We start from the raw sequence: 24,240 nt of genomic DNA, 5'->3' as shown, positions 1-24,240 counted from the left end.
TTTCAGCAGTTATGGCAGTAGCGACTAAGAAAAACAAATGGGAACAAGCGCTTGTCATCTTTATTATGGTAGCGGGAGGCATTCTCGTTTCGATTCCATTCATATGGATGATCTCAAGCTCCTTCAAGCCTGAAAGTGAAGTTTTGGCCATCCCGCCAACCATCATTCCGGACAACCCGACCCTTGATAATTATATCAACCTGTTCACCAACATGAATTTTGCGGTGTACCTGAGGAATACGCTCGTCATTGTGCTCTTCTCTTTCCTCGGATTATTGTTCAACGCGATGGCAGGCTATGGCTTCGCAAAATATGATTTTAAAGGCCGGGAAAAAGTGTTTTATATCGTCTTGGCGACGATGATGATTCCTGGTCAGGTCACCATGATTCCTGTATATCTGTTGTTGAATGCGATGGGTCTTACGAATACGATGACAGGGATTATCTTACCCGGACTAGCTGTCGCCTTCAGCATCTTTTTATTCCGTCAGTTCATGACGACGATTCCCGATGATTTGATTGAAGCGGCAAGGCTTGATGGTGCGGGAGAATTTTATATCTTTTTCCGGCTGGTCATGCCGATTGCGAAACCGATTTTTGCTGTGCAGGGAATTTTGACCTTCATAGCGGGATGGAACAGTTTCCTTTGGCCGTTGATCATCGCCAATGATGAAAGTCTTTACACCTTATCCGTCGGACTCTCCCTGTTGCAGGGGCAGTACGCGAATAATTTTGCCCTGCAAATGGCAGGAGCTGCGTTCATGGTTGTACCGATCATCATCATCTTCTCTTTTTTCCAAAAGTATATTGTGGAAGGTTTCACTATGTCTGGTATCAAATAAACCGGTAAAAAACTGTTATAATTAAATATACGAATTGACAGATGGAGGATTTAATATGGCTACAATTAAAGATGTGGCTAAGCGAGCAGGGGTTGCGCTTTCAACAGCTTCCTATGCGTTGAATGGCAATCAAAAAGTAAGTGCATCGACGATCGAAAAAGTGCTTAAAGCCGCTAGAGAGTTGAATTATCAGAAGAACGGGTTCGCTTCCGATCTGAAGCGTACCAAAACAAATACGATCGCCTTAATATTGAGTGATATGTCAGGCCCCTATTTTTCTGAATTGATCAAAGGGGTCCAGGAAGTGACAGCAAGCCATCAATATGATTTGATCGCCTGCAGTTCATTAGGAGGCGATCGGTCCACCGCCACGAAATTCCTCCGGGAGAAACGAGTGGACGGAGCGATCATCCTTGCGAATAATGTCAGCACCCAGTTGATTGAGGAGTCTGCACGTGAAGACTTCCCGATCATCGTGCTGGATCGTGAAGTCCAAAATCCGTTTGCGATCCATGTGAAGGTCGATAACCGCCATGGCGCCTATCAAGCCACGGAACATTTGATTGAGAATGGTCACCGATCGATCGGGTATATCAGCGGTCCCCACGATTCCCATGACAATGAGGAACGGTTCAAAGGTTTTTCAGATGCCTTGAACGAACATGGGATCACGTTCCAATCCCGCTTTAAAATAAGTGGGAATTTCACTCGTGATGGCGGATACCGGGCCACTAAAATGCTCATTGCCCAGCAGCAACTGCCGGATGCACTGTTTTACGCCAATGACGAAATGGCGATCGGCGGCCTTCAGGCGTTCTCAGAAAAAGGGATATCCATCCCGGATGACATTTCTATCGTCGGATTTGATGACATCCAGTTATCGGAGTATGTAAACCCACCATTGACGACCGTCAAGCAACCGAAGTATGAAGCAGGTGCTTTAGCAGTCCATACCATTTTCCAAATGCTCGCAGGAGAGCAGGTTGATCAGTCGTTTGATCTTTCCACAGAGTTTGTGAAACGCTCTTCTGTAAGAAGCAAATAAAATAACCCGGTGATTCTCTCTTGAGAGTCACCGGGTTATTTATTATTTGATGGAGAATTCTTCTTTGATCAGTAGATCTTCAGGACCGTGTCCAATGTCTGATTCATGGAAGTAGTCTCTGATTACCCCATCTTTGAGATAATTGATGATTGAAACCATCGTCATGCCCTGGTCGAGAGCGAGATAAGCGTTGGTCACTTCCCCTGTTTCTACATTGACGGAATCTAAGAAACCATACTTGCTATAAGTATCGAAACGTTTCAATTGATGGATGTTTTTGAATGCTTCCATCGGTGCATATTCAAGAGCCAGGAAAGTGGCGTGAGGGGTTACCGTGCCGTCTGATTTATATCCATCCATACCAAGTGGTGTAGCAGCGAACTCAGAATAATCCTCTGGCGTCGCGGCAGGGGACATTCCCCAAGCGGCGTACCCTTCCTCTTTGGCATATTGGATTTGAATGTCCGCATGACGCTTATTGTTCAATCCTAATGCATCTTTACCCAGCTCTTTTTCCTTTAATACAAGAGGTGGCATGAGAGCTTCGAACATGCTGCCGCCCCAGCTTGGTACATATTTTTTACCGTTGTAAGAATAGTGGCCTTCAAACACTTCTACACCATCATACGTTGTCGTATATCCTTCCGGCTTCTGGGCTTGCCAATCCCAGCTGTCAGGCATCGTGCGGTACATCTTCCACCAGTGTTCTTTAGGTACATCCCCTTTACCGATCGCGATGTAGCTGGCAACACGAGGTTCCGTGTAGAACGCTCCGTAATGGTGGGAGGTATAGCTTTCTGCAGCGACATCATATCCGCCTCTCATCTGCCCGACTTCAGGCGTATAGAGCGTGGAATAATCCATATCCTGTACGATATCGTTGGACTGATCATAGAGTTCCGGGTACGCTTGTCCGACGACGATCAACCCTGCAGACAGCCAACCATTGTCTACCGTTGAAATGAACTCGCCCCAGTCCGTATAAAGAGATCCATCTGAAGTGTTGTACCAGTTATAAAACAAGCCGTTCCATTTTTCCATACCTTCAAGCGTCGTTAAAGTCGTTTTAATTTTATCAACCGCTGAATCACGGGAAATCTGCCCCGCTTCTTCTGCAGCAATCGTGCTCATCATGTAGATACCGATATTTGTTGGTGAGGTATGTTTCTGTGCCGTCATTTCCCCGTCCTCATCATATCTGACAGCATCATAAGTGAGTCCTGTTTCCTCCACTGTAAAATCTTCAAAATACCGGTACGTTTTCTTTGAAATCGCTTCCAATTGTTTGGATAAAGCAATCTCTTTACCTTTTGGTGACTGTTTAGCCAGAGACGTGGTTGGTACGGTTACACTCATCATTAGGATAAGTGCCAGGAATAAAAGTGAAACCTTCTTTTTCAAAAAAACACTCCCTTTCAAAGTTTGGTGAAACGTTTCGATTAAAGTGTACAAGACTATTGGATATTGGTAAATACGATAATAGTAGTAATTGTCGTAAATTTCAGATAGTTAGTGGGTGGAAAGTAATGGTTAATTTTTCTAACAGGGAACTTTCAAATCTAGCTAATAGGATCAGGAAGAAGATTGGTGGGCGCTTTTATAAAACTCCTGCCCCACTAGCGACGTCAGGGTCAGGGACTTTTCAACATACTGAGATGTAAAAGAGGCGATTCCTTGATTAAGGAATCGCCTCTGGAAACTTTTTTTTTACTTATCGTTCATTCTATTACTCATCATCATAGGCATTTAACGCATTTACACTATGAGCTAAAGCAGAACCTGCTTTCAATGCCGTGGCAACAAAAATCGCTTCCGCTACCTCCTCTTTTTCAGCACCCTGCTTCTTCGCACCTTTCGTATGAACATCGATGCAGTAAGGACAGCCTGTTGTGTGCGCGGCCGCTACGGCAATGAGTTCTTTATCTTTAGCGGAAATCGCTCCCTCTTTCATGGATTGCTGATCAAAATCGACAAACGCATGGAACGCATCCCCATTAAGGTTGGATAGTTCTTTCAGACGGTCGAAGTAAGAGGCTTTGTATAAAGCATCGTCGCCTTTTTCATCGTATGTATTCAATGCATTGACACTGTGTGCGATCGAAGAACCTGCCTTCAACGCTGTTGCTACAAGAATCGCTTCTGACACTTCTTCTTTCGTGGCTTCCTGCTTCTTCACATTTTTCACATGCACATCGATGCAGTACGGGCATCCCGTCACGTGAGCAACCGCTACAGCGATCAATTCTTTTAATTTCCCATTCAGCTTTCCTGGTTCAAGTGCTTTTTTATCGAAAGCTACAAAAGCTTTGAACGCTTCTGGTGCCATATCACCAAGTTCCGGCAGTCTCTCAAAATATGATTTTGCATAGAGTACATCGTTTCCCATTGCCCTCTCTCCTTTATATTCTTTCGTTCATTACAATGATAAATTTTACCATCTCACAGTTAGCTCGTAAATGAAGTGAGGGAATTTTCTGTCTTTTCATTTTAAGAATGAGGTCCTCTACCCTGAAACCTTTCTCCTTCCTATGCGTATAGAAGAGAGAGAAAGAACAGGACGGAGGTTCTAACCAATGGAATTTTCACTCGATGCTGTCATCCTGGCAGCAGGAATCGCCTTAGCCGGCTACTTCATCGGAGATGGACTTAAAAATTTCGGACAGAGAGATCCCATGGATGAGTACTTGAATCAAACCATTAGTGAACAGATAAGAAAGGGGGAAGAAAAATGATGTTCGTAGGACTTTTGTTGACTCCAATCTTTCTAATAGCGCTCGTTTATCTCTTACGCTTTACTTGGGGGAAGAAGGGAAAAACGGAGGAAGGAAAGGCAGCCCTGAATGCTTCCTATGCAAAAGCGGCGCCGATTTTCCCGATCGGCTGGCTCGCAATCGAACTTTATCATGACTGGATCCAACCCCTAACCTTTTCGGCTTACCGGGATGCGATGTGGATCCTTGTGTTGATCACCTTCATTTTAATCAGTGCAAGCCTGTTTCGATACCGTAAAGCAGCTTTGGCATAAGTTGTTAAAAAAACTTCCTACTCGGAGAGAGCAGGAAGTTTTTTTCGACTATTTAAAGTACCGTTAGTTTTGATGCATCAAACTATTAAATACCACCTCATCCTTGTTTATTTCAGGAGAAGGAAATGCTTTCTTACTATGAGTTAACCCTAACTCCAGGTAAACTTCACAATACTTATACATAACGAGACCCGGATTAATCACCGGTACAGGTAATTTTTCTTTCAAGTACTGGTAGGACTGGTGCATCGTTGTAGACCCTAGTACAATCACATCCGCCCCATCCTCTTCGATGGCTTTCCATGACTCTCGCTCCAATTTTTCGAAGATGATCTCTTCTTTTCCAGATAATAGCTCTGATAAATCAGGTCTGGTGTTAATCGATCTCAATGACGCTAATTTATCCTTCAATCCATAATCATTTAATGTCTTTTGATAAAGATGGAACCATTCATCCCACATCGTAATGACTGAAAACTTATGGCCGAGCATGGAGGCGGTATGGAAAGCCGTTTGCCCTGGCCCGAAAACCGGAATTTCCAACCTGGATCTCAAAGCATACAAACCGGAATCGCTGACGGTATCGATACAGACGGCCTGGTATCCTTCCTCCTCCGCCTTTAAACCTGCCTCAAAAACGAACATATCCATAAGTAAAGTGTCGTAATAACTATCTCCTAGAGATGCTCCATTTTTCACGGATACGAATTCGACCTCATACCCGGGCCGAATCCATTCTTCAGGAAGCTGGGACCGTCTATTTTCTACTCCATCTGAATCGACGGGAACAGGGATAATGATTTTGACTCTTTTACTCATAGTCATCCTCCTCAACCTAAGACATTCTGGCCGTCACTCATGTACACATACACTTCTTTGAACTTGCCTTGTTCATCAAGGTAAAAGAAATTACAGTTGGTCAAGAGGATTTCTTGATCACTATTCGTTTCAATCAATTCAACATTGAATTGTGAAGCACAACAGTTTTTATCCTCGTCGATCACGTGCCTGAAGTCTTTATGAACCATCTTGGGTTGATAGTTGTTGAACAAATTGATGAACATTTCTTTTATTTCATCTGTTCCTTTATGCACTGAATGGGCCGTCTGAATCGTAAATACAGCATCCTCCCTGAAACACTCCAACACTCCCTCCAGGTTATTGGCATCTACATTCCTGAAGTAATGATCCTCCACCATCTTCACAAAGAAATCCTTGCTTTTCACATCTGTCTGTTTACTCATCTTTCATTCCTCCTCTTAGTTTGAATGGACCATAAAACCAAGGGCGCGACATGAGACTTTATTGTTAAACAAGCATGAACGCTTGTAAACAATCATTCAGAACTCCTTTGAGTAACAGCGTCCTTCAGACTGAAATGAATCGGATGTTTCCTTTCAAAATCTTCAATGGACTGTTCTTTCCTTAGCGTCATACTGATTTCGTCCCATCCATTAAGGAGCATTTCTTTAATGAATGGATCCACTTCAAAGGACTCTTCAAATCCATCGAAATCAGTGATCATCATTTTCTCCAAATCAACTTCCAGTGGGTACACTTCTGATTTTTCCTCTCGATCAAATAGTTCATCTATAGAACCCTGTGGTAAAACTACAGGGAGCACTCCGTTTTTCACACAATTCGAATAAAAGATATCAGCAAACGATGAGGAAATAATGACTCGGAAACCGAAATCTTTAAGCGACCAAACCGCATGTTCCCTCGACGACCCGCTCCCGAAGTTATCTCTCGACAAGAGGATGGAAGCCTTCTTATAGTGGGAGCGGTTAAGGATGAATTCCGGATTTTCTTCCTCTCCATCAAGGTATCTCCAGTCATAGAAGAGAAACTTCCCATACCCTTCTTTCTTCATCAATTTTAAGAACTGCTTTGGAATGATCGTATCGGTATCCACATTGGACCGATTAAAAGGGGCGACGATTCCTTCATGGACGGTAAAGGGATTCATGAATGCACCTCCTGAAGTTTGTACTCCCAGTCTCTGATGTCATAGAAGTGACCTTTGACCGCTGCGACAGCTGCCATCGCAGGACTGACGAGGTGAGTCCTAGCATTTTCCCCTTGCCTGCCTTCAAAATTCCGATTTGAGGTAGACGCACACCTTTCGTTCGGCCCGACAAAATCATCATTCATCCCAAGACACATGCTGCACCCGGAATTCCGCCATTCCAGTCCAGCTTCCAGAAAAATGTGATGAAGCCCTTCAGCTTCTGCCTGGGCTTTGACTTGCTGTGATCCGGGAACGACAATCCCTCGGACGTCAGGAGATTTTTCATATCCTTTCAATACTCGAGCCGCTTCTCTCAAATCTTCTATTCTACTGTTCGTGCACGAACCTATGAAAACCACATCAATTGGGATGTCTTCCATCTTAGTACCAGGTTTTAAACCCATGTAATCCAAGGCGTTTTCGACATTGGAGCGCGCAAACCCAGTAAAGGATTCAGGATTCGGTACCTCCCCTTTGACGCCGACGACCTGGCCGGGGTTTGTCCCCCAGGTGACTTGCGGGGATACTTGAGTGACATCAAAATGGATGACCTTATCAAAACCGGCCTCCTCATCACTGTATAACTCCCTCCAGTCTCCGAGAGCTGTTTCCCAGTCCGTTCCTTTCGGGGCGAAGGGTTTATCCTTGATGTAATCGAAAGTCACTTGATCTGGAGCCATCAGACCTGCCCGTGCACCGAACTCTATCGACATATTACAAATCGTCATCCGTTGCTCCATCGACATGGCTTTAATAGGGTCTCCACGATATTCAATGACATAGCCTGTAGCAAAGTCATTCCCATAGGCACCGATCAATGCCAAAATCAAATCCTTCGATGTGATGCCGGGTGCCAACTCTCCAGTGAATTCAATAGCCAGCGTTTTGGAAGGCACCAACTGTAAACATTGGGTTGCCAATACGTGTTCAACCTCACTTGTCCCGATTCCGAACGCGAGCGCTCCGAAGGCCCCATGAGTAGAGGCGTGACTGTCACCACAAACCATCGTCTGGCCTGGTAATGTCAGCCCCTGCTCAGGTGCAATCACATGAACGATCCCTTGGCGGTCGCTTCCCAGGTTGAAAAGAGGGACGTGAAACTCCTTGCAATTCCTTTCGAGTGCTTCCACTTGCAGTTGGGCCACGGGATCCCCAAATGGGAAATCCCGATTTTCAGTAGGGATGCTGTGGTCCATAGTGGCGAGCGTCAACTCCGGTCGCCGGACGGTTCTATTTTCTTTTTTCAATCCGTCAAAAGCTTGCGGGGAGGTCACTTCATGGATCAAGTGAAGATCAATGTAGAGGAGATCCGGTTCATTCTCCCGGTTCTCTACGACGTGGCGCTCCCATATTTTTTCATAGAGGGTTATACCCATCTGGTCTCTCTCCCTTGTGAATAGACTGAGCTCGTTTCATGGGATTAGCCGACAGGAGCTAAACCTTTACAATATCTGCTCTGTTCCCGAAGTTGAACGCTTTTAAATTTCCTCTCTGCCTTCTCATATGATTCCTCAATTCCACCGTTTCTTCGCGCTGAATTTCTAACGTCGATGGATTCAAAACGACACCGTAGGCATCTTTTGCTTTTTCAAGGCTGACCAATTCTCGTTTCACATCCATACACACTTGTTCCGGCTTACGTTCCAGAGGATCTCCCCACCCTCCGCTGCCACCTGTAATGAATAGAATCTGATCACCAGGTTCCACTTCGATATTGTCCACTTTTGAATCCAGCTCCTGTTTTGAGCCATCTTTTCTAATTAATGTCTTAGAAGAAGATCCGCCTGGTTCCCCTCCATTGATTCCCCAGGGCTGCAAGGTCGACCGGTCATCGTGAATGGAGACCGTCCCCTTCGCGAGACAGGTATATAATTTTTCATTACAGTTTCCGCCTCTATTCATTCCTGCCCCACCAGAGTCTTTACCAGTTCGATAATATTCCACTCGTAAAGGATAATAGGTTTCTAGATACTCCGTCGGAATATTCACGAACGCCGGCCACCACGAATGCCCGTCCAAACCGTCGCCAATCGGTCGACCCGGGAGTCCTCCATACATGACCTCCATGAGGTTGAAATATCGACCGTCTTGATCGTAGCCCGAATAAATGAAGTAAGGGCTCGTTCCATATCCCGCTGCCGGGCTGTTTTCTGGCGTATTGATGGAGAGCGCTCCACTTAAGACATCGAACAATCGGCTGAGGGCATGGGTACGACATCCGAGCGCTGCAGGTTCAACAGGTCTCATCAACGTCCCTTCTGGAGATTCGATATGGAGTACATCATAGAATCCATCATTAAAATTGATCGCAGGGTCAAAGACGGAAATGAGGAACGAACCGATGAACATTTTGAACATAGGTTCACTCAAATAATAGTTGATAGGACCAGGAGACTGCTTATCCGTCCCTGTCCAGTCAAAATAGGCGTGATCCCCTTCCCGCCATATGGTGAGCTTCATTTTAAAAGGGCCGTTCCCAGTGGTCTATAATTGCTCCCGATGCATCCACCTCTCCCTCTTCCACCATTGGAATGGAAGGAGATTCCACTTTTCCTATTGCAATAGCCCGAATGTTCACAAGTTCCACTTCCACGTCCATTTTGAATCCATAAATCTGTTCGTGGATCGAGCTGAAACGTTCTGCTAAAATGGAAACTCCGGCATGATCCAACTCTTCTTTCGTTACTTTTATAGGGATTTCATGACCTTGTCTGAAGTAACGAACATCGACTTCAAATCGGATCAACCTCTGGTCTTCCTCTACTTTCTCCTGCTCAAGCCATGAATGGCAGTCCAAATAAAGGTCATTCAATGCTGCAATCAGATTTTCCCGATCCAGATGACTCAACTTGTGGATATAGGTTCTTGAGTATTCATTTCGAATATCTGACTGCAGGAATCCTAGAGCAGATAACACGCCTGGTGTTGGAGGTAAAATGACAGGAAAACTGCCCGTCAGTTTCCCAAGTGCATTCGCGTGCAGCGGACCAGCTCCTCCTAGAGCCAATAAAGAAAACTCCCTCGGATCATACCCTCTTTCGACAGAGACGACCCTTGTCGCTCCATACATGTTTTCGTTGACGATGTCATAAATTCCCTGAGCGGCATGGTAGATGTCCGTATCCAACTTTTCAGCAACTTTCTGAACGGCCTTCTCAGCCGCTTCTACGTCCAACTTCATCTCTCCACCGACGAGGCTTGGAGGTAAATACCCTAATACGACATTCGCATCCGTCACTGTCGGATCCTCTCCTCCCGAACCGTAACTTGCCGGGCCCGGTTCTGAACCAGCACTTTGCGGACCGACGCGCAGCGCTCCAGTAGGAGGAACATGGGCAATGGAACCGCCCCCAGCTCCGATGCTTTCTACTTCTAAAGAAGGAGACTTGACTGGGAAGACCCCCACTTTTGTTTCTCTGGATACGCGCGGTGTGCCGTCGTAGGTCAGGGATACGTCCGTAGAGGTACCGCCCATATCAAAGGAGATGACATTCCGATTACCCGTTTGCGAGCCGATCATAGCCGCAGCCGTAACACCGCCGGAAGGACCAGAGAGCATCGTGTGCACAGGTAGAGAAGCTGCAGCGGGGATACTCATCAACCCACCGTCGGAACGTACGATGCTTAGACGGCTATTTAGTTTCAAATCTTCCAGTTTGTTTTGGATATTCGTTAAGTATCTTTGCATAGGAGGTCTGACATAAGAGTTCATAACAGTGGTGAGAGTTCTTTCATATTCTCTGAATTCAGGTAAGATATCGTAGGAGATACTGACAAGGATATTCGGATCAATCTCTTCAGCCATTTCACGGATTCTTTGTTCATGTGTGGGATTCGCGTAGGAGTTCAATAAACTTACAGTCAAACTTTCAATTCCTTCTTCATAAAGGGCCTGGATTTCAGAACGGACCTGGTCTTCATCCAGTTCGGTCAAAACTTCCCCTTTTGCATCAATCCTTTCCTTAGCCCCCCGTGTATAAATAAGGTCGGCGAGAGGATCAGGTTTAATGAAGCCCATCCAGGCACTGATCGGAGCAGGTGTCCATGACCGTGCCACATGCAGGATCTGTTCAAAGCCTTCCGTCGTAATGAGACCCACTTTCGCCCCTTTTCCTTCCAATACAGCGTTTGTCGCAACTGTGGTTCCGTGCATGATGGATTGGATTTGAGATAACTCGATATCGTTTTCCTCACAAATCTTCTGGATCCCTTTCATCAACCCAATCGACTGATCTGATGGAGTAGAAGGTGTCTTCGTACCAATAATACTTCCTGTACTTTCATTTTGAAGCACTACGTCAGTAAACGTACCACCGACATCAACAGCAATTCTGTACATGTCCGATCCCTCCGAATATTAGATTATATGGTGTTCAAATAATTCCCGACATCCTCAACCGCCATGACTTCCCCATACTTCGTTTGAATATCATACAAATTGCTGCGATGCGCTTTCTCGGATCGGTCGCCCACGCATTCTTCAGGTACAATCGCTTTGTACCCATACTGGAGGGCATCCACGACTGTGGCCCTTATACACCCCGATGTCGTACATCCGGTGATGATCAGCGTATCGACATTTTTGTAGGCGAGTATGGAATGTAAACTTGTCCCGAAGAAAGAACTGGCAAACTTCTTTTCGATCAGCGGTTCTTCATTCTCTCTCCGTTCCAAACGATCATCCAAATCCACCCATCCACTATCCCGTAACAGGCACTTCAAGGCAGGAACCTTCTCAATGAAATGCCCTCCATCGAGATAATGAGGCTCGTACACGACCGTTGTGAACAGGATAGGCAGCTGGCGTGACCTGGCTATATCAAGCAAACGTTTGGTATGAGATACCTCTTCGTCTAAATTGGATCCAAGGTCGCAGGATTCATCCGTAAATCCATTGATGAAATCAACGACCAGAACAGCCGGTTTTTTACCAAAATGAATACTTTCACCAAACCCCTGGAAAGTATCAGACATAAGATCCTCCTTTAAATAATATCGTTTCCTTTTAACTCTTCCATTTGCTCACTCGTCATGCCTAAGATGTCTCTAAACACTTTCTCATTATCCATCCCCATCTTCACAGCCCCTGGTTTATGTATTTTCCCCGGGGTACGGCTTAATTTCGGAACGACTCCAGGCATTGGAAATTCTCCAAGCTCAGGATGCTCCACAGGTACAATCATCTCCCTCTCCTTATAATGAGGATCCTCGACAATGTCTTTGGCACTATAAATCATTCCTGAAGGGACTCCATGCTCTTCGAGTAAGGCAAGGCTTTCTTCAGCTGGCAACGATTTGGTCCATTCTTCAATCCGTAGATCCAGTTCCTTCATATGTTTAGCTCTTGCATCGTGTGTCGAATATTTCTCATCCTCTGCCAATTCAGGTTCACCCATCGCTTCACACAACCTCATGAATACACCATCGGAATTGGCTCCGATCACAATATACGTCTCGTCTTTCGTCAGATATATGTTGGAAGGAGCAACTCCCGGCAGTATATTTCCCATCCGTTCTCGCACATAACCCGTAAGCATATAATCCGGAATCGTACTCTCCATCACAGAAAATACCGCTTCATAGATGGCAGTATCCACCACCTGACCCTCGCCTGACCTTTCGCGTTCATGCAATGCCGTCAAACATCCGATCGTAGCGAATAATGCAGCAAGCGTATCCCCGATACTGATGCCGATTCTAGAAGGTGGACGATCTGGGAATCCCGTCACATGACGCAAGCCCCCCATCGCTTCTGCGACACTTCCGAACCCGGCCCGTTTGTTATAAGGCCCCGTTTGACCAAATCCGGATGTTCGTACCATGATGATTCTCGGATTGACCTCCGAAAGTCTCTCATAGGAGAGGCCCCACTTTTCCATCGTACCCGGCCGGAAATTCTCGATGATGATATCCGACTCCTTCACTAAATCTTTCAGGACACGTTGTCCCGCTTCCTCTCTAAGATTCAGAGTAATAGACTTTTTATTGCGCGATTGAATCGGCCACCATAAGCCTACGCCATCTTTCTTTTTGCCCCAATTTCTCATAGGATCGGACTTTCCAGGCGGTTCTACTTTAATGACTTCAGCCCCGAAATCAGCTAACAACCTTCCTGAAAATGGTCCGGCAAGAAGCGTCCCCAATTCTAGTACGCGTACCCCCTGCAACGGCAGGTGTTCGGAATTGTCCACGTTAACAACCTCCATTTCCATTAATTTGAATTTATCGTAGCACTTTGTATACAATAAATCAACTTAAAATTCAGAAAAATCAAATATTATGTATAAAAAGCCGGTATTTTGCACTTTTTTCAGAAAAATACACCAATTTAGTTGCTGTTGAAATCCTCTTTGTATACAATAGCACCAAGGAGGGATAGAATTATGGAAGCTTATGAACGCATAAAAAAGTCCATTATTGAAGGTGCCTACGCACCAGGCACCCGTTTAACGGAAGAAAACCTTGCAAAAGAATTACAAATCAGCCGCACACCGATACGCGAAGCCATAAAGCGCCTCGAAACAGAGAGGCTGATCTCTCCTTTAAAAAGAGGTGTCATAGTCAGTGAGTTCAATACGGAAGATATCAGACAGATTTATAATTTGAGGGCACTGCTGGAGGGTTATGCAGCTGCCGAAGCTGCGGTGAATCGAAGCGATGAGGATATCGAAGCTATGGAAAGGTGCAATGAACAGTTTAAGGATTTGCTTGAAACCCCCACCTATGAGAGAACAGAAAGATTGAATGAAATCATGGAGTTGAACAACCAATTCCACAGTGCTGTTTACAACGCCTCTCATAATGAACATTTGAGGTTTCACATCTCTAGTGTGACCGTACTCCCATTAGTTTTCCGGTCCTTTTATTGGTATAACGAATATCAGTTAAAAAAATCTCTTGAGTTGCACCAAACCATATCGGTCGCTATACAAGCAAATGAACCGGACCGAGCCAAAACTGCTATGCAGGAACACATATATCAAGGAAGAGACCACGTGTTGAAGAACATAGATCATGAATCCTGAATGAGGAGGAAAAGTTATGATTCATATATGTGAAGTCGGCCCGAGGGATGGTTTGCAGAATGAAAAGAAGTGGGTACCTACTGAAAAAAAGGTGGAGCTGATTGAACGACTTGTACAGTCCGGATTGAAACAAGTGGAAGCCGTCTCTTTTGTGAACCCAAAAGTCGTCCCTCAAATGAGTGATGCAGAGCAAGTCATGGAACAGGTTCCACGAGATTCAGACGTCCAGTATTCAGGCTTAGTATTAAGTAGATCCGGTCTGGAAAGAGCTCTACGCACAAATATCGACGTCATCCATACTGTTTTAGCGACGAGCGACACTTTCAACCTAAAAAATGCCAAACGAACAGTAGAAGAATCCAAAGATGCCCTGGTCGAAGTTACGAAGGAAGCTCAAGAAGAAGGAAAACCCGTGACAGGAGTTCTCGGGACTGTCTTCGGCTGTCCATTTGAAGGGGACGTACCCATCAATAGAGTCTTAAAAATTTCCGAAGACTTCATAAAGGCAGGCTGTACTGAAATGGTATTGGCAGACACTACAGGGCAGGCTAATCCGCTTCAAGTGAAAAAAGTCGTCCACTCATATCAAGCGGCTTTCAAAGGTGAAGTACCTCTCAGACTTCATTTTCATAATACAAGAGGGTTAGGACTAGCAAATGTGTTAGCCGCATACCAGGAAGGTGTCACTTCATTCGACTCTTCCATCGGAGGACTCGGAGGGTGCCCTTTTGCACCTAAGGCCGTAGGGAATGTGTGTACCGAAGATATGGTCCATATGTTTCATCAAATGGGCGTAGAAACATCCGCTTCTCTGGATCCACTCGTTGAAACCACCCATTGGCTTGAGGGATTGATGGAGAAAAAGCTTCCGGGTATGGTTTCAAAACTATAAAATATGCCTAACTACGTCAGAATCCCTTTATATAAAGCAGCAGTGGCCTGAGTTTCTTACTCGGGTGGAGGCTCTTTCCATTTAATCGTCGTAAAAGAGATGATCTCACTCCACCCTCTCCCTTTCGGATCCATCAAACCGGTGACGAAGGAAATCCAATACCACATTCCCTGGGTAAGGATGACCGGACCGAACCCGAGGATCACACGGATGAGAATCTGCATAATGTTCGGTGGCTTTCCTGCATTCGTTTCGATGGTGAGGTGTGTCAACAGCATGCCGAGCGTCCTTCCTTTCGCAAGCAGCGGAATGACGAGGAGTAGCGAGACATGGATGATGATGAACGCTTTCCAAAAGACGGGGTTCGGATCGAAGCCGCGCCCGGTGTCCTGGGTTGCTGTGTAGAGGATGGCGAGGAAGCCGGATACGATGAATTCCAGTCCTGTGCCTATGAATCTGAGGAACAAGTTTCTTTCGGACATCGAAGTCCCTCCTTTCTGTGTAGTATCCTATGGGTTTTCGTCGTCAGCGGTTTGCCCATTCACCCAGAACGAAGAAAAAGAGATGGAGCTTTTGCCCCATCTCTTTTTCCATGCCAGGCCTATGTTCATGTTTCAAAGTCCTTCGTGCGTCCTGATTCCAAACCAAAATAGGTTCTCTCGACAAATTGTGCGTTTTCTGTCATAGCATTCTCCTCTCTCTTTCTTTATACTTGACTAGGATTCTATATAAAGAGATTGAGAAAGGATCGATACCATGAAAAAATTCAATTACGTCCCATGGGTCGTGGGGCTTTCCATCGCCATCAACCTCATTGTTGTGGCCTTATTGTTCTTACCTAAAGTCGACGGGGATCTCGGGTTCAATATCAAACTTCTTCCCCTCCTGAATGCGGTCTTGAATTCCTTTACGTTCGTGTTCCTGGTTGCTGCCTTGTTCATGATCATCAGGAAAAACGTGAAGTGGCACAAGCGCTTCATTTTCGCCGCCTTCACATCGACGGCTCTTTTCCTCGTTTCGTACCTGACGTACCATTCGATGGCGGAGTCGACATCGTTCGGCGGTGAAGGAATCGTTGCCGGCATCTATTATTTCATTTTGATCACCCATATCGTACTGGCAGCTCTCATCGTGCCGCTTGCGCTACTCACTTTGTTCCGCGGGCTTGCGATGAAGGTCGATAAGCACCGGAAAATCGCGCGTTGGACGATGCCGTTATGGCTGTACGTCAGTCTCACCGGAGTCATCGTCTACTTGATGATCTCCCCTTATTATTGATGCACGACAAGAAGCGATGCAGGTCCTGTTTTTTTGTCGAAACTCTTTGCTTCCTTCCTGCACCTTGTTATAGTAGAATAATAGTTAGAGCGATGTCGCGTTAAGTAATTTCTAAGGTTTATGTTTCGAATATTGCTATTCAGGGAAAATGTAAGGTTCAAGGTCAGATAATAAGGAGACTACTATGGATCTACTCCAATTTATGAAAAATGAAGGTTACACTTCGGCCAAGTTCTCCTCGATGACTGGTGAAGACGTGCAATTGGTTTTGAATGATGTGGCTTCAACAGAGGACCTGTATCAAATGATGGAAGTGATACCCACTTCACTCACGTATTACCCTTATGAACGCGTACCCTATATCGATTGTGTCATAGATCAGAATGTAATGAAGTTACGCTTGTCGAAAGCATAAGGAATGGACCGGATCCGCCGTTTGGCGGTCCGGTCCATTTGTTTTTCAGGAAAAAGGTGGTTTACAAATCTATGACTCTCCGCTACGATGGAAGCAACGTACAAGAATTGCATACGCGTGTTGCACTGGGGGAGCTGCTTGAGGCGGCTGAGAGGAGACATTCCGACCCTTGGAACCCGAACTAGATAATACTAGCGTGGGGAAGTGCAGTCGTCATTCACAAGGACCTGACTGGTTCTTCCTTTATGATTGGTAGACTGCATTCCCGTGGGATGCAGTTTTTTTGTGCTCAAAAAAAAGGAGGAATTAGAAATGGAAAACACCTGTGGAACTTCAAGAATTGCGGGGTGCTCTTTTTCTGTGCACCCGATGGCCGACAACTTCGTGGATTATATCAAGGGCAGTCTGAAGGAAGTGGACAGCTCGAAAGTGTGGATGAAGACGGATGACGTCACGACGACGGTGCGCGGCCGGATGGAGCATGTCTTTGATGTCACCGAAGCGATTCTGTTACATATCGCGAAAACAGGCGTCCATGTCGCTTTTCAAGGGACATTTTCGATCGGATGCCCGGGGGATTCATCCGGGGATGCCCACATGGATGAATCAGAAGAACGATTGAACAAGTCTCACTCCAGAGAAATTGAACAACGCATTGCGGCGAAGTTCTCGTTGTATCCCATGGGTGGCGGGGACTATATGGACACAATCTACCGTCAAATCGAAGCGATGAAAGAAAAAGGTGTTGAAGTCACGCCCGCCCACTACTCCACCCGTCTCGACGGAGATACGCGTGACATTTTCAAAGGACTTGAGGATGTGTTCAGAGAGACGGAAGCAAGCGGCTCTTCACATACGGTCATGACCGTGACGGTCTCTGCCAACAGCCCTTCCCATAAGGATGATACAGCATGAACAGCTGGAAACTGAAAGAAATCGTCGTCATGTCCGTCCTTTCTGTCGTCTTTGCGGTCGTGTATCTGGCCTTCCTTCCGGTCGGGAAAATCCTCGTCGGCTTTTTCGGACCGATCGGCTATGACCTCATCTTCGGCATCTGGTTCATCGTGTCGATCATTGCAGCTTACATCATCCGCAAACCCGGCGCCGCGTTTTTATCCGAAACGATTGCGGCGGCGGTCGAAGTGCTGCTAGGGAATGCAGTTGGTCCGATGCTGCTCGTTTCAGGGATGATCCAGGGGCTCGGCGCAGAATCCGCCTTCGCTATGACGAGGTACAAGCGTTATGACCTGTTCACCCTCATGCTTGCCGGTGTGATGGCGGCGGTGTTCAGCTTCGTCTGGGGTTACTTCCTTTCCGGCTACGCAGCCCTCAGTACAGGGTACGTCGTCGCCATGTTCATCGCCCGCATCATCAGTGGTGCGATCATCTCAGGTGTCGCAGGTAAAGCGCTCAGTGACGCTTTAGCGAAGACAGGTGTCCTCTCAAGCTTCGCTCTCGGGAAAGAACAGCGAAGGAAGCAGGCGGCATGAGTCAGGAAGTGATACGCGTTGAGGACCTTACCCTCCGTTATGAGGAGAGACAGAAGCCTGTGCTGTCGCGTCTGACTTTTTCCATCGAGGAAGGAGAAAACATGCTGATCCTTGGTCCGAGCGGGTCGGGGAAAAGTTCCCTCACCCACTGTTTGAACGGGCTCTATCCTCGGGAATTAGATGGTGCCATGAACGGAGAAGTTCTCGTGCAAGGTCAGCGGACCGACTCCTATCCTGCCGGTGAAATGGCGCAGAACGTCGGCGTCGTTTTCCAGGATCCCGAGACGCAGTTCTGCATGATTACCGTTGAGGATGAAGTGGCCTTTGGTCTTGAAAACTTGAATACACCTCATGCGTCGATGGTGGAAAAAGTGGACCAAGCACTGCGTCAGGTCGGGATGGAAGCCTACAAAACAGCGGACATCTCCTCCCTCTCCGGCGGTCAAAAGCAGAAAGTCGCCCTTGCCTGCATCCTCGCCATGGAACCGGAAGTATTGATTCTCGATGAACCGACGGCGAATCTGGATCCAGTGGCGCGGAAGGAATTCATCCAGCTTTTGAAAAGATTGAAAGAGGAGCTTTCTTTCACTCTGCTTGTCATCGAGCATAAGCTTGAAGGCTGGCTCGATTTGTTGGAACGGGTCCTTATTATTAATGAAAAAGGAGAACTTGCCTACGATGGTCCGCTGCACGATCATTTGAAAACGTACGCTCGGGACATTCATGAGATGGGCATCCAGCTTCCTTATGCCACAAGGACAGCGCTGGAACAGGGGTGGACACCGCCCTATCCGCTTCACATCGGAGACATACCACCCGTCGCTCTCCCAGAAAACCGTCCTGTCCTATCTGCTGGGAAGGCATTGTTGGAAGCAGAGGCTGTGCATTGGAAGTCGATTTTGCGGAACATCAACGTCACTTTTCATGAGGGAGAATGGATGGCCATCGTCGGAGAGAACGGGAGCGGAAAATCTTCTTTTTCCAGAATACTTGCGGGTATCCAACCTCCGAGCAAAGGGAGCGTGGCTATGCACGGCCGCGCCCTGAAGAAATGGAAAGAAAGTGAGATGCGAAAAGAAGTCGGGTATGTCTTTCAGAACCCGGAGCACCAGTTCATTACGGACACAGTCTATGATGAAGTCGCCTTCAGTCTCCAGCATGCTGGGATGAAGGAAGCAGAATGGACAAGGATTGTCGAGGAAACCTTGAAGTTCTGCCGGTTGGACGGACTGGAGGATCAGCATCCCTTCCTTCTCAGCCAGGGACAGAAGCGGCGTTTGAGTGTCGCGACGATGATCGTCGAGAATCAGAACATGCTTTTCCTCGATGAACCGACGTTCGGACAGGATGAAAAGTCGACCTCAGATTTGATGTCCCTTTTGAAAGAAAAACACGAAAACGGGACGACGATCGTGATGATCACGCATGACATGGAGCTCGTGGACAAATACGCGACGAGAGTACTTGTCATGAACGAAGGCGAACTCAGCTTTGATGGTCAGCCGAAGGAACTCTGGGCTCGCCCGGATTTGGGCGACCATCACTTAGAGCTGCCTCCAAGAGAACAATGGAAGCGTGCCGTTTTGAAGCGAGAGGAGCCTGCGTATGTTTCTTCATGACGTAAACCCGACAGTCAAAGCCTTGACGATCATCGGTGCTGTCTTCCTCCTCGCTTTCGTGTTCGACCCGGTCACCCCACTGCTCTACATCGTGTGGACAGTGTTTGTCACCTTCGTGTTCGGGACGTTCAAGAAACGATACTACGTCTATTATTTCATTCCGTTCACGCTGTTCGCCTTCGGGATGTTCTGGACGACGGTGGTCTTCTCGGATACCAGTACCGTGACTGCTGATTCGGTTTCTTTCCTAGGGATGGAGTTTCCGACGGAAGACATCTGGACGGCGGCCGCCCTCGGCCTGAGGGTGCTTGCGTTCGCCACCCTGTCGCTGCTGTTTTTGTTCACGACGAACATGGTCCATTTTATTTTAAGCTTGATCCAGCAGTTGAAGCTGCCACCGAAAATTGCTTACGGCGTGCTTGCCGGGTATCGCTTTTTGCCGATGTTGAAGACGGAATTCCAACAGATTCGCGCGGCGCACCGCATCCGCGGCGTCAACCGGCCGGATTCTTGGAAGGAAAAACTCCTTCAGTATCAGCGGTTCGCAATTCCGCTTCTCGCTGGCGCCATACGGAAAGCGGAACGGACGGCGATCGCGATGGAATCGAAAGGGTTCACCGGTGCGAAGACCCGCACGTTTTACCGGCCCATGAAAGTACAGCGAAAGGATTGGCTTTTTCCTGTGATGATGTTCGGGATGCTTGGTATAACGATTGCCTTCTCCGTCTATTTCGGATACTTTTCCTGGTATGATGGACAGCTATAACATCAAACCGCCCCCGCTTTTGAAAAGCGGGGGCGGTTATTTATTACTCTAAGGCGGTACGAAGATCTTCAAAGTTACTATATTGGATACTTGTTAATTTATCCTCTTCATTCGTTTGTGCATGTCCTTCAACGTTAACCGTTTTACTTTCATTGCTTTCGTTATCCATATAAGACACTTCCACAGTGAACGTATAATAATCTTCTTCTTCTTCCATCTCTATATCCTCAACACTCAACGTATAATTTGGGTGTGCGAGGCTCTGAGCCATTAATGCCCTATTCGTATTTACCAGATAATTTTCAAAGAAACGTTCAGTCATATAGGGTTTGAAATTTTCCTCACGATAATCACCAAGCTCTTTGGCATACTCTTCCACATCGCCTTCAGGACCCTCGATTAACTTTTCCTGTTCCTCATCAGGACCGGTAAAACTATGCTCTAGAACTGTCCGGATGTTTTCTTCGCTTCCATTCTCTTCGGCATGGGTCTCTGCGTCTTCCGAATTGGTGCAGCCTACAGATAATAGTAGAATCCCTGCCAGGAATAATGGCTTCAAATATTTTTTGATGGTTTCCATAAATGACCCCTCCGTTTTTTCTTCTTACTTATTCCATACGGAAGAGCAGCGCCTTTTGTTTCAAAATATTAGAAATTCATTTTACTCGACGGTAGGGATCAGTCCTGCTATCCTTATGAACCACTCGCCTCAAGGACGATTTCTTCCGGTGATTTCCTCCGACGGATCGCCATTTTGGAAAAGTGGATGCCCGCGAACACGAGCCCGACGTATAATACCGCCATTCCGTAACCACCGATGACATTCCCGATGATGATTCCCAAGGCTCCAAGGATCTTTCCGAACTGAAAGACGAGTCCGTTGAAAGCCATATACGCTCCGCGCCGTGTGTCGTCGACAATATCAGCAAGGAGCGACTGCCTGGTCGGAACATACAGCAATTCACCGATGGATAGGACGATGACAGCGATGAAAAGGCCGGGGATGTGATTGCTGAACGCGAGAAACGCATACCCAAGCCCAAATAAAGCAAAGCCGGCATACATGATTGGTTCTTCCTTTTTCCCCTTGATCCATTTTGAGAAAAGCGATGTGAACAGGACGATGAACAACGTGTTCGCGACAGTCAGCAGACTGAGCAGCCGGATGCCGTCCAGTTCAAAAGAAAACAGACCGAAAAGGTCCATCATGTTTGAAGCGATGTCCTGCTCTAAACGGACGGATATGAAATTGTTGCGTTGGAATTCGATGCCTAGGATCGCGATCCCACCGACCGTGAATGCGAGGAACGGGATGTCTTTCATCACGAGGCTGTAATTTTTCAAAACCGGTTTCAGTCCGTACCCTTCCCTCACCTTCTCTTCGCTCACGACGTATGTATCGGTGATCTTCGTGCTCGTCATCCAGAGCGTCAGCAGGCTGATCCCTAAGAGGACGGCGATCAATTCGAACAGATTCCTCTCGAAAAACCAGCCGCCGATCATGAGCCCGATCATCATCGACATGTTGATCGCCCAGTAGTTGATCGCATACATGAACGCCCGCGAATCTTTCGTGCTGACATCAATCAGCATCGCCTCGGCCGCTGGATTCACGAGTCCTCCGGCAATTCCGATGAGCAGCAGCATGAAAAATGTCATCCACGCGGATTGAAACCACGGAGAATTGGCAAGGAACATGCCGATGAACGCCGCAAGCTTCAGGATCTCCCCTGTCACCATCAAACGTTTCCGTCCGATGATATCTGCCAGATACCCGCCGTAAAGCCCGGTCACAAACTGGGCACCGACTTGGATCAGCAGTAAAATTCCTGCGACCGTCGCATTGATTTCTTTTGTAAAATAGATGGCCATGAATGGAAACACAGCCGCCCCGACGACCCGGCTGAGAAAAGATGTATAAATCCGGATCCGGATGTTGGGATGCAATTCTTTGAACATAAGATTTCCCCCTTCGTTCCCTCTATTATGGGGTTTCCAAAAAGGGGTAAAAAGGGTACAATTTAGAAAAATCTGTCCCCTTTTAGGAGGTGCACCGATGCTCGACGAACGGTATTTTTCATTGCGGGCCCATTTATATGAACGGGAAGAGGCCCAGAAGATCTCGTTTAAGCTGCAGGAACTCGAAACCATTTGGTATTGTTCTCAAAAGAATGCGAAGAGAATTTTAAAAGAAATGGAAGCCCATGGAAAACTTACCTACATTCCAGGCAAAGGACGCGGAAAGCCGTCCACCCTGCGTTTTCCGCAATCGTTCCAGAAGGAAGTCGAGGATTTCGTCACCGCCTGTGTGGAGCGGGACGAGCTGGATGAAGCGGCCCATCTCCTGCGCCTGCCGATCCCGAAGTCCTGGATTGCGAAAGCGTCCTATGATATCCGCAAAATGTTCAGCTACCGGGAGGAGAACAGTCCGAAAGACGTGCTTCACTCTTTTATAGCTAGATCATTGACGACGCTCGATCCACTGGAAGTTTCCATCACCTTCGAAGCGCATATGATCGAACAGCTCGGCGATCCGCTCCTCAAATATGATGCGGAACGAGATGAAGTGCTCCCTCACATCGCCCACCACGTGGAGGTCGACGAATCGTCCAGGACTTGGACGTTCCATTTGCGTAAAGGGGTCCGGTTTCATAATGACGAAGAGCTGACGAGTGAGGACGTCCGGTTCACGTTATTGAGAGCGATGAATAAGGAAACCTCTACGTCCTGGCTGACGGATGGAATTCGGGGCATCGACTGTCCGAGCCGCTATAAAGTCATCATCCATTTGGAGAAACCGAATCCGTTTTTTCCGAGATACATGGCCGCATCGAATTTGTGCATCCTTCCATCGGCCACACCCTTCAATGAACACGAGTGGATCGGAACCGGCCCTTTTTATCTGAAAGAACGCACAGAGAACAAGCTCGTCCTCTCTGCCTTCGCCGGATATTTCAAAGAACGTCCGCTTCTTGATGAGGTCCAGTTTTTCAAAGTTTCCCAGGAAGCTGCGAGCATCATCAATTTCACGGTGGCAGACGGAGAAGAGGCAAACCCGGCTCAAAAGCATGAAGTCGAAACCGGCTTCCGTTTTCTGACGTTCAATCATCATAAAAAGAACATTGTCCAGAATCCTTATTTCCGAGAAGCCACCTACCACCTGCTGGATATCGGAAAGATGGCGGACGCTTTCGGCTGGCGCCCCTTCACTGACCCTGCTGAAAGGCCTGGCGAAAATCAGTACATCGAAGCCAGCAGTTTCGCCCCATCACGATCGATACACTTGCAGAAAAAGAGTGCGATGATTCCAGAGCTGTTGAAAAAATCCGGCTACGCGGGCGAACCGTTGAAACTGTATCACCTTGAATTCCCGAGTGCCGTGAAGGAAGCAGAATGGCTGGAGGAAAGAGGAGCCGCCTATGGCCTCCATTTCGAACGTCATCCCTTCAACTTCTCCAATTTCTATACGGAAGAGATGGACAAAGACGTGGATTTGATTTTCATGGGAGAAGTCTCATCTTTAGACCCCCACCTCTCTTTTTTAGGGGCTTTTTACAACAAGAATCTATTCTTCCAACGCTTCTTCCCGGATTGGGGCCTGCAGTGGATTCATGACAAACTTGAGGTTTTTAAAAGGCAGGATACGTCGGATGAGCGTGAGCGGGTGATGGCTGAAATTGAAACGTACATACGACAACACCAGCTGTTGATTTTCCAATATCATCCTGTGAAAGTCCGCACGTTCCACCCGATGATCCAGGACGTCCGGTTTCAGTCGTTCGGTCATTTCGATTTCTCGAAGATATGGATTCCAAGATGAGCCAAAAGCCCA

26 protein-coding genes and 1 riboswitch are annotated in these 24,240 nt (G+C 47.0%); of the genes, 13 read left to right on the top strand and 13 right to left on the bottom strand.

The window, feature by feature from the left end:
* Positions 1 to 11 precede the first annotated feature (11 nt).
* Positions 12 to 842 (top strand): carbohydrate ABC transporter permease, encoded by an 831-nt coding sequence (locus tag GLW00_RS12525; protein WP_160914555.1) that lies wholly within the window; start codon positions 12 to 14, stop codon positions 840 to 842.
* 55 nt (positions 843 to 897) lie between these two features.
* Positions 898 to 1,887: a LacI family DNA-binding transcriptional regulator gene (locus GLW00_RS12520; protein WP_160914554.1), complete on the top strand. Its 990-nt coding sequence runs from the start codon at positions 898 to 900 to the stop codon at positions 1,885 to 1,887.
* 42 nt (positions 1,888 to 1,929) lie between these two features.
* Here the strand turns inward: GLW00_RS12520 and GLW00_RS12515 are convergent, their stop codons facing one another.
* Together GLW00_RS12515 and GLW00_RS12510 are read right to left on the bottom strand one after the other, a co-directional pair.
* Entirely contained in the window at positions 1,930 to 3,288 is a 1,359-nt protein-coding gene (locus tag GLW00_RS12515) for a glucoamylase family protein (RefSeq protein ID WP_237417506.1), read from the bottom strand.
* A 325-nt stretch (positions 3,289 to 3,613) separates the two neighbouring features.
* A complete protein-coding gene (locus GLW00_RS12510) occupies positions 3,614 to 4,273 on the bottom strand; it encodes a carboxymuconolactone decarboxylase family protein (RefSeq protein WP_160914553.1) in 660 nt (219 codons plus the stop codon).
* 187 nt (positions 4,274 to 4,460) lie between these two features.
* On the opposite strand from GLW00_RS12510, the gene GLW00_RS20700 reads away from it, so the two are divergent.
* Together GLW00_RS20700 and GLW00_RS12500 are read left to right on the top strand one after the other, a co-directional pair.
* On the top strand, positions 4,461 to 4,619 hold the full coding sequence (locus GLW00_RS20700; protein ID WP_237417505.1) for a hypothetical protein: 159 nt from the start codon (positions 4,461 to 4,463) through the stop codon (positions 4,617 to 4,619).
* Positions 4,616 to 4,912, top strand: coding sequence for a hypothetical protein (locus GLW00_RS12500; protein ID WP_160914552.1), 297 nt, complete (start codon positions 4,616 to 4,618; stop codon positions 4,910 to 4,912). Before GLW00_RS20700 ends, GLW00_RS12500 begins: the two co-directional genes overlap by 4 nt.
* A 63-nt stretch (positions 4,913 to 4,975) precedes the next feature.
* Here GLW00_RS12500 and GLW00_RS12495 read toward each other — a convergent pair whose 3' ends face one another.
* From GLW00_RS12495 to GLW00_RS12460, 8 genes are all read right to left on the bottom strand, one after another.
* Positions 4,976 to 5,731 carry an aspartate/glutamate racemase family protein gene (locus GLW00_RS12495; protein ID WP_160914550.1) on the bottom strand — a complete coding sequence of 252 codons (756 nt, stop codon included), beginning with the start codon at positions 5,729 to 5,731 and terminating at the stop codon, positions 4,976 to 4,978.
* A gap of 11 nt (positions 5,732 to 5,742) precedes the next feature.
* Positions 5,743 to 6,156 carry a nuclear transport factor 2 family protein gene (locus tag GLW00_RS12490; RefSeq protein ID WP_160914548.1) on the bottom strand — a complete coding sequence of 138 codons (414 nt, stop codon included), beginning with the start codon at positions 6,154 to 6,156 and terminating at the stop codon, positions 5,743 to 5,745.
* Between the two features lie 92 nt (positions 6,157 to 6,248).
* The gene (leuD, locus tag GLW00_RS12485) at positions 6,249 to 6,881 is read right to left on the bottom strand and encodes a 3-isopropylmalate dehydratase small subunit (RefSeq protein WP_160914546.1); all 633 of its coding nucleotides are present in this window, start codon (positions 6,879 to 6,881) and stop codon (positions 6,249 to 6,251) included.
* Positions 6,878 to 8,299, bottom strand: a complete 1,422-nt coding sequence (leuC, locus tag GLW00_RS12480) for a 3-isopropylmalate dehydratase large subunit (RefSeq protein WP_160914544.1) — start codon at positions 8,297 to 8,299, stop codon at positions 6,878 to 6,880. The genes leuD and leuC overlap by 4 nt, the downstream gene beginning before the upstream one ends.
* 58 nt (positions 8,300 to 8,357) lie before the next feature.
* Complete coding sequence (locus GLW00_RS12475) at positions 8,358 to 9,383, bottom strand: hydantoinase B/oxoprolinase family protein (protein ID WP_160914542.1); 1,026 nt, start codon at positions 9,381 to 9,383, stop codon at positions 8,358 to 8,360.
* Between the two features lies 1 nt (position 9,384).
* The gene (locus tag GLW00_RS12470) at positions 9,385 to 11,262 is read right to left on the bottom strand and encodes a hydantoinase/oxoprolinase family protein (protein ID WP_160914540.1); all 1,878 of its coding nucleotides are present in this window, start codon (positions 11,260 to 11,262) and stop codon (positions 9,385 to 9,387) included.
* Between the two features lie 23 nt (positions 11,263 to 11,285).
* On the bottom strand, positions 11,286 to 11,897 hold the full coding sequence (locus tag GLW00_RS12465; protein WP_160914538.1) for an isochorismatase family protein: 612 nt from the start codon (positions 11,895 to 11,897) through the stop codon (positions 11,286 to 11,288).
* An 11-nt stretch (positions 11,898 to 11,908) separates the two neighbouring features.
* Complete coding sequence (locus GLW00_RS12460; RefSeq protein WP_160914841.1) at positions 11,909 to 13,129, bottom strand: CaiB/BaiF CoA transferase family protein; 1,221 nt, start codon at positions 13,127 to 13,129, stop codon at positions 11,909 to 11,911.
* A 177-nt stretch (positions 13,130 to 13,306) separates the two neighbouring features.
* On the opposite strand from GLW00_RS12460, the gene GLW00_RS12455 reads away from it, so the two are divergent.
* Positions 13,307 to 13,948 carry a GntR family transcriptional regulator gene (locus GLW00_RS12455; RefSeq protein WP_160914536.1) on the top strand — a complete coding sequence of 214 codons (642 nt, stop codon included), beginning with the start codon at positions 13,307 to 13,309 and terminating at the stop codon, positions 13,946 to 13,948.
* A 16-nt stretch (positions 13,949 to 13,964) separates the two neighbouring features.
* Positions 13,965 to 14,840 carry a hydroxymethylglutaryl-CoA lyase gene (locus GLW00_RS12450; RefSeq protein ID WP_160914535.1) on the top strand — a complete coding sequence of 292 codons (876 nt, stop codon included), beginning with the start codon at positions 13,965 to 13,967 and terminating at the stop codon, positions 14,838 to 14,840.
* 56 nt (positions 14,841 to 14,896) lie between these two features.
* Here GLW00_RS12450 and GLW00_RS12445 read toward each other — a convergent pair whose 3' ends face one another.
* Positions 14,897 to 15,322 carry an RDD family protein gene (locus GLW00_RS12445; protein WP_160914533.1) on the bottom strand — a complete coding sequence of 142 codons (426 nt, stop codon included), beginning with the start codon at positions 15,320 to 15,322 and terminating at the stop codon, positions 14,897 to 14,899.
* A gap of 274 nt (positions 15,323 to 15,596) precedes the next feature.
* Between GLW00_RS12445 and GLW00_RS12440 the strand changes: the two genes are divergently transcribed.
* From GLW00_RS12440 to GLW00_RS12415, 6 genes are all read left to right on the top strand, one after another.
* Positions 15,597 to 16,118, top strand: coding sequence for a DUF420 domain-containing protein (locus GLW00_RS12440; protein ID WP_160914531.1), 522 nt, complete (start codon positions 15,597 to 15,599; stop codon positions 16,116 to 16,118).
* Positions 16,119 to 16,302: 184 nt separating this feature from the next.
* Positions 16,303 to 16,533 (top strand): hypothetical protein, encoded by a 231-nt coding sequence (locus GLW00_RS12435; protein ID WP_160914529.1) that lies wholly within the window; start codon positions 16,303 to 16,305, stop codon positions 16,531 to 16,533.
* A gap of 117 nt (positions 16,534 to 16,650) precedes the next feature.
* Positions 16,651 to 16,753: riboswitch (TPP riboswitch) on the top strand.
* Between the two features lie 92 nt (positions 16,754 to 16,845).
* On the top strand, positions 16,846 to 17,448 hold the full coding sequence (locus tag GLW00_RS12430; RefSeq protein WP_160914528.1) for a YkoF family thiamine/hydroxymethylpyrimidine-binding protein: 603 nt from the start codon (positions 16,846 to 16,848) through the stop codon (positions 17,446 to 17,448).
* On the top strand, positions 17,445 to 18,023 hold the full coding sequence (locus tag GLW00_RS12425; protein ID WP_160914526.1) for an ECF transporter S component: 579 nt from the start codon (positions 17,445 to 17,447) through the stop codon (positions 18,021 to 18,023). The genes GLW00_RS12430 and GLW00_RS12425 overlap by 4 nt, the downstream gene beginning before the upstream one ends.
* Complete coding sequence (locus GLW00_RS12420; protein ID WP_160914524.1) at positions 18,020 to 19,642, top strand: ABC transporter ATP-binding protein; 1,623 nt, start codon at positions 18,020 to 18,022, stop codon at positions 19,640 to 19,642. Before GLW00_RS12425 ends, GLW00_RS12420 begins: the two co-directional genes overlap by 4 nt.
* Complete coding sequence (locus GLW00_RS12415; RefSeq protein ID WP_160914522.1) at positions 19,629 to 20,408, top strand: energy-coupling factor transporter transmembrane component T family protein; 780 nt, start codon at positions 19,629 to 19,631, stop codon at positions 20,406 to 20,408. Before GLW00_RS12420 ends, GLW00_RS12415 begins: the two co-directional genes overlap by 14 nt.
* A 43-nt stretch (positions 20,409 to 20,451) precedes the next feature.
* On the opposite strand, the gene GLW00_RS12410 is transcribed toward GLW00_RS12415, so the two are convergent.
* Both GLW00_RS12410 and GLW00_RS12405 read right to left on the bottom strand, forming a co-directional pair.
* On the bottom strand, positions 20,452 to 20,988 hold the full coding sequence (locus GLW00_RS12410) for a hypothetical protein (RefSeq protein WP_160914520.1): 537 nt from the start codon (positions 20,986 to 20,988) through the stop codon (positions 20,452 to 20,454).
* A gap of 113 nt (positions 20,989 to 21,101) precedes the next feature.
* Complete coding sequence (locus tag GLW00_RS12405) at positions 21,102 to 22,367, bottom strand: MDR family MFS transporter (protein WP_160914518.1); 1,266 nt, start codon at positions 22,365 to 22,367, stop codon at positions 21,102 to 21,104.
* Positions 22,368 to 22,464: 97 nt separating this feature from the next.
* Between GLW00_RS12405 and GLW00_RS12400 the strand changes: the two genes are divergently transcribed.
* Positions 22,465 to 24,228, top strand: coding sequence for an ABC transporter substrate-binding protein (locus GLW00_RS12400; RefSeq protein ID WP_160914516.1), 1,764 nt, complete (start codon positions 22,465 to 22,467; stop codon positions 24,226 to 24,228).
* Positions 24,229 to 24,240: the final 12 nt, after the last annotated feature.

Origin of the sequence: Halobacillus litoralis, assembly GCF_009856445.1 — a bacterium.
In the GTDB taxonomy this organism is placed as follows: Bacteria; Bacillota; Bacilli; order Bacillales; family Halobacillaceae; genus Halobacillus; species Halobacillus litoralis.
This window is presented reverse-complemented; position numbering and strand designations above follow the sequence as displayed.

Coding starts and splice junctions, on each gene's coding strand:
- GLW00_RS12430 (WP_160914528.1), top strand. CDS start 16,846: ATGGAAAACACCTGTGGAACTTCAAGAATTGCGGGGTGCTCTTTTTCT.
- GLW00_RS12520 (WP_160914554.1), top strand. CDS start 898: ATGGCTACAATTAAAGATGTGGCTAAGCGAGCAGGGGTTGCGCTTTCA.
- GLW00_RS12415 (WP_160914522.1), top strand. CDS start 19,629: ATGTTTCTTCATGACGTAAACCCGACAGTCAAAGCCTTGACGATCATC.
- GLW00_RS12455 (WP_160914536.1), top strand. CDS start 13,307: ATGGAAGCTTATGAACGCATAAAAAAGTCCATTATTGAAGGTGCCTAC.
- GLW00_RS12410 (WP_160914520.1), bottom strand. CDS start 20,988: ATGGAAACCATCAAAAAATATTTGAAGCCATTATTCCTGGCAGGGATT.
- GLW00_RS12445 (WP_160914533.1), bottom strand. CDS start 15,322: ATGTCCGAAAGAAACTTGTTCCTCAGATTCATAGGCACAGGACTGGAA.
- leuC (WP_160914544.1), bottom strand. CDS start 8,299: ATGGGTATAACCCTCTATGAAAAAATATGGGAGCGCCACGTCGTAGAG.
- GLW00_RS12435 (WP_160914529.1), top strand. CDS start 16,303: ATGGATCTACTCCAATTTATGAAAAATGAAGGTTACACTTCGGCCAAG.
- GLW00_RS12510 (WP_160914553.1), bottom strand. CDS start 4,273: ATGGGAAACGATGTACTCTATGCAAAATCATATTTTGAGAGACTGCCG.
- GLW00_RS12525 (WP_160914555.1), top strand. CDS start 12: ATGGCAGTAGCGACTAAGAAAAACAAATGGGAACAAGCGCTTGTCATC.
- GLW00_RS12450 (WP_160914535.1), top strand. CDS start 13,965: ATGATTCATATATGTGAAGTCGGCCCGAGGGATGGTTTGCAGAATGAA.
- GLW00_RS12475 (WP_160914542.1), bottom strand. CDS start 9,383: ATGAAGCTCACCATATGGCGGGAAGGGGATCACGCCTATTTTGACTGG.
- GLW00_RS12495 (WP_160914550.1), bottom strand. CDS start 5,731: ATGAGTAAAAGAGTCAAAATCATTATCCCTGTTCCCGTCGATTCAGAT.
- GLW00_RS12500 (WP_160914552.1), top strand. CDS start 4,616: ATGATGTTCGTAGGACTTTTGTTGACTCCAATCTTTCTAATAGCGCTC.
- GLW00_RS12400 (WP_160914516.1), top strand. CDS start 22,465: ATGCTCGACGAACGGTATTTTTCATTGCGGGCCCATTTATATGAACGG.
- GLW00_RS12420 (WP_160914524.1), top strand. CDS start 18,020: ATGAGTCAGGAAGTGATACGCGTTGAGGACCTTACCCTCCGTTATGAG.
- GLW00_RS12465 (WP_160914538.1), bottom strand. CDS start 11,897: ATGTCTGATACTTTCCAGGGGTTTGGTGAAAGTATTCATTTTGGTAAA.
- GLW00_RS12405 (WP_160914518.1), bottom strand. CDS start 22,367: ATGTTCAAAGAATTGCATCCCAACATCCGGATCCGGATTTATACATCT.
- GLW00_RS12425 (WP_160914526.1), top strand. CDS start 17,445: ATGAACAGCTGGAAACTGAAAGAAATCGTCGTCATGTCCGTCCTTTCT.
- leuD (WP_160914546.1), bottom strand. CDS start 6,881: ATGAATCCCTTTACCGTCCATGAAGGAATCGTCGCCCCTTTTAATCGG.
- GLW00_RS12440 (WP_160914531.1), top strand. CDS start 15,597: ATGAAAAAATTCAATTACGTCCCATGGGTCGTGGGGCTTTCCATCGCC.
- GLW00_RS12470 (WP_160914540.1), bottom strand. CDS start 11,262: ATGTACAGAATTGCTGTTGATGTCGGTGGTACGTTTACTGACGTAGTG.
- GLW00_RS20700 (WP_237417505.1), top strand. CDS start 4,461: ATGGAATTTTCACTCGATGCTGTCATCCTGGCAGCAGGAATCGCCTTA.
- GLW00_RS12490 (WP_160914548.1), bottom strand. CDS start 6,156: ATGAGTAAACAGACAGATGTGAAAAGCAAGGATTTCTTTGTGAAGATG.
- GLW00_RS12460 (WP_160914841.1), bottom strand. CDS start 13,129: ATGGAGGTTGTTAACGTGGACAATTCCGAACACCTGCCGTTGCAGGGG.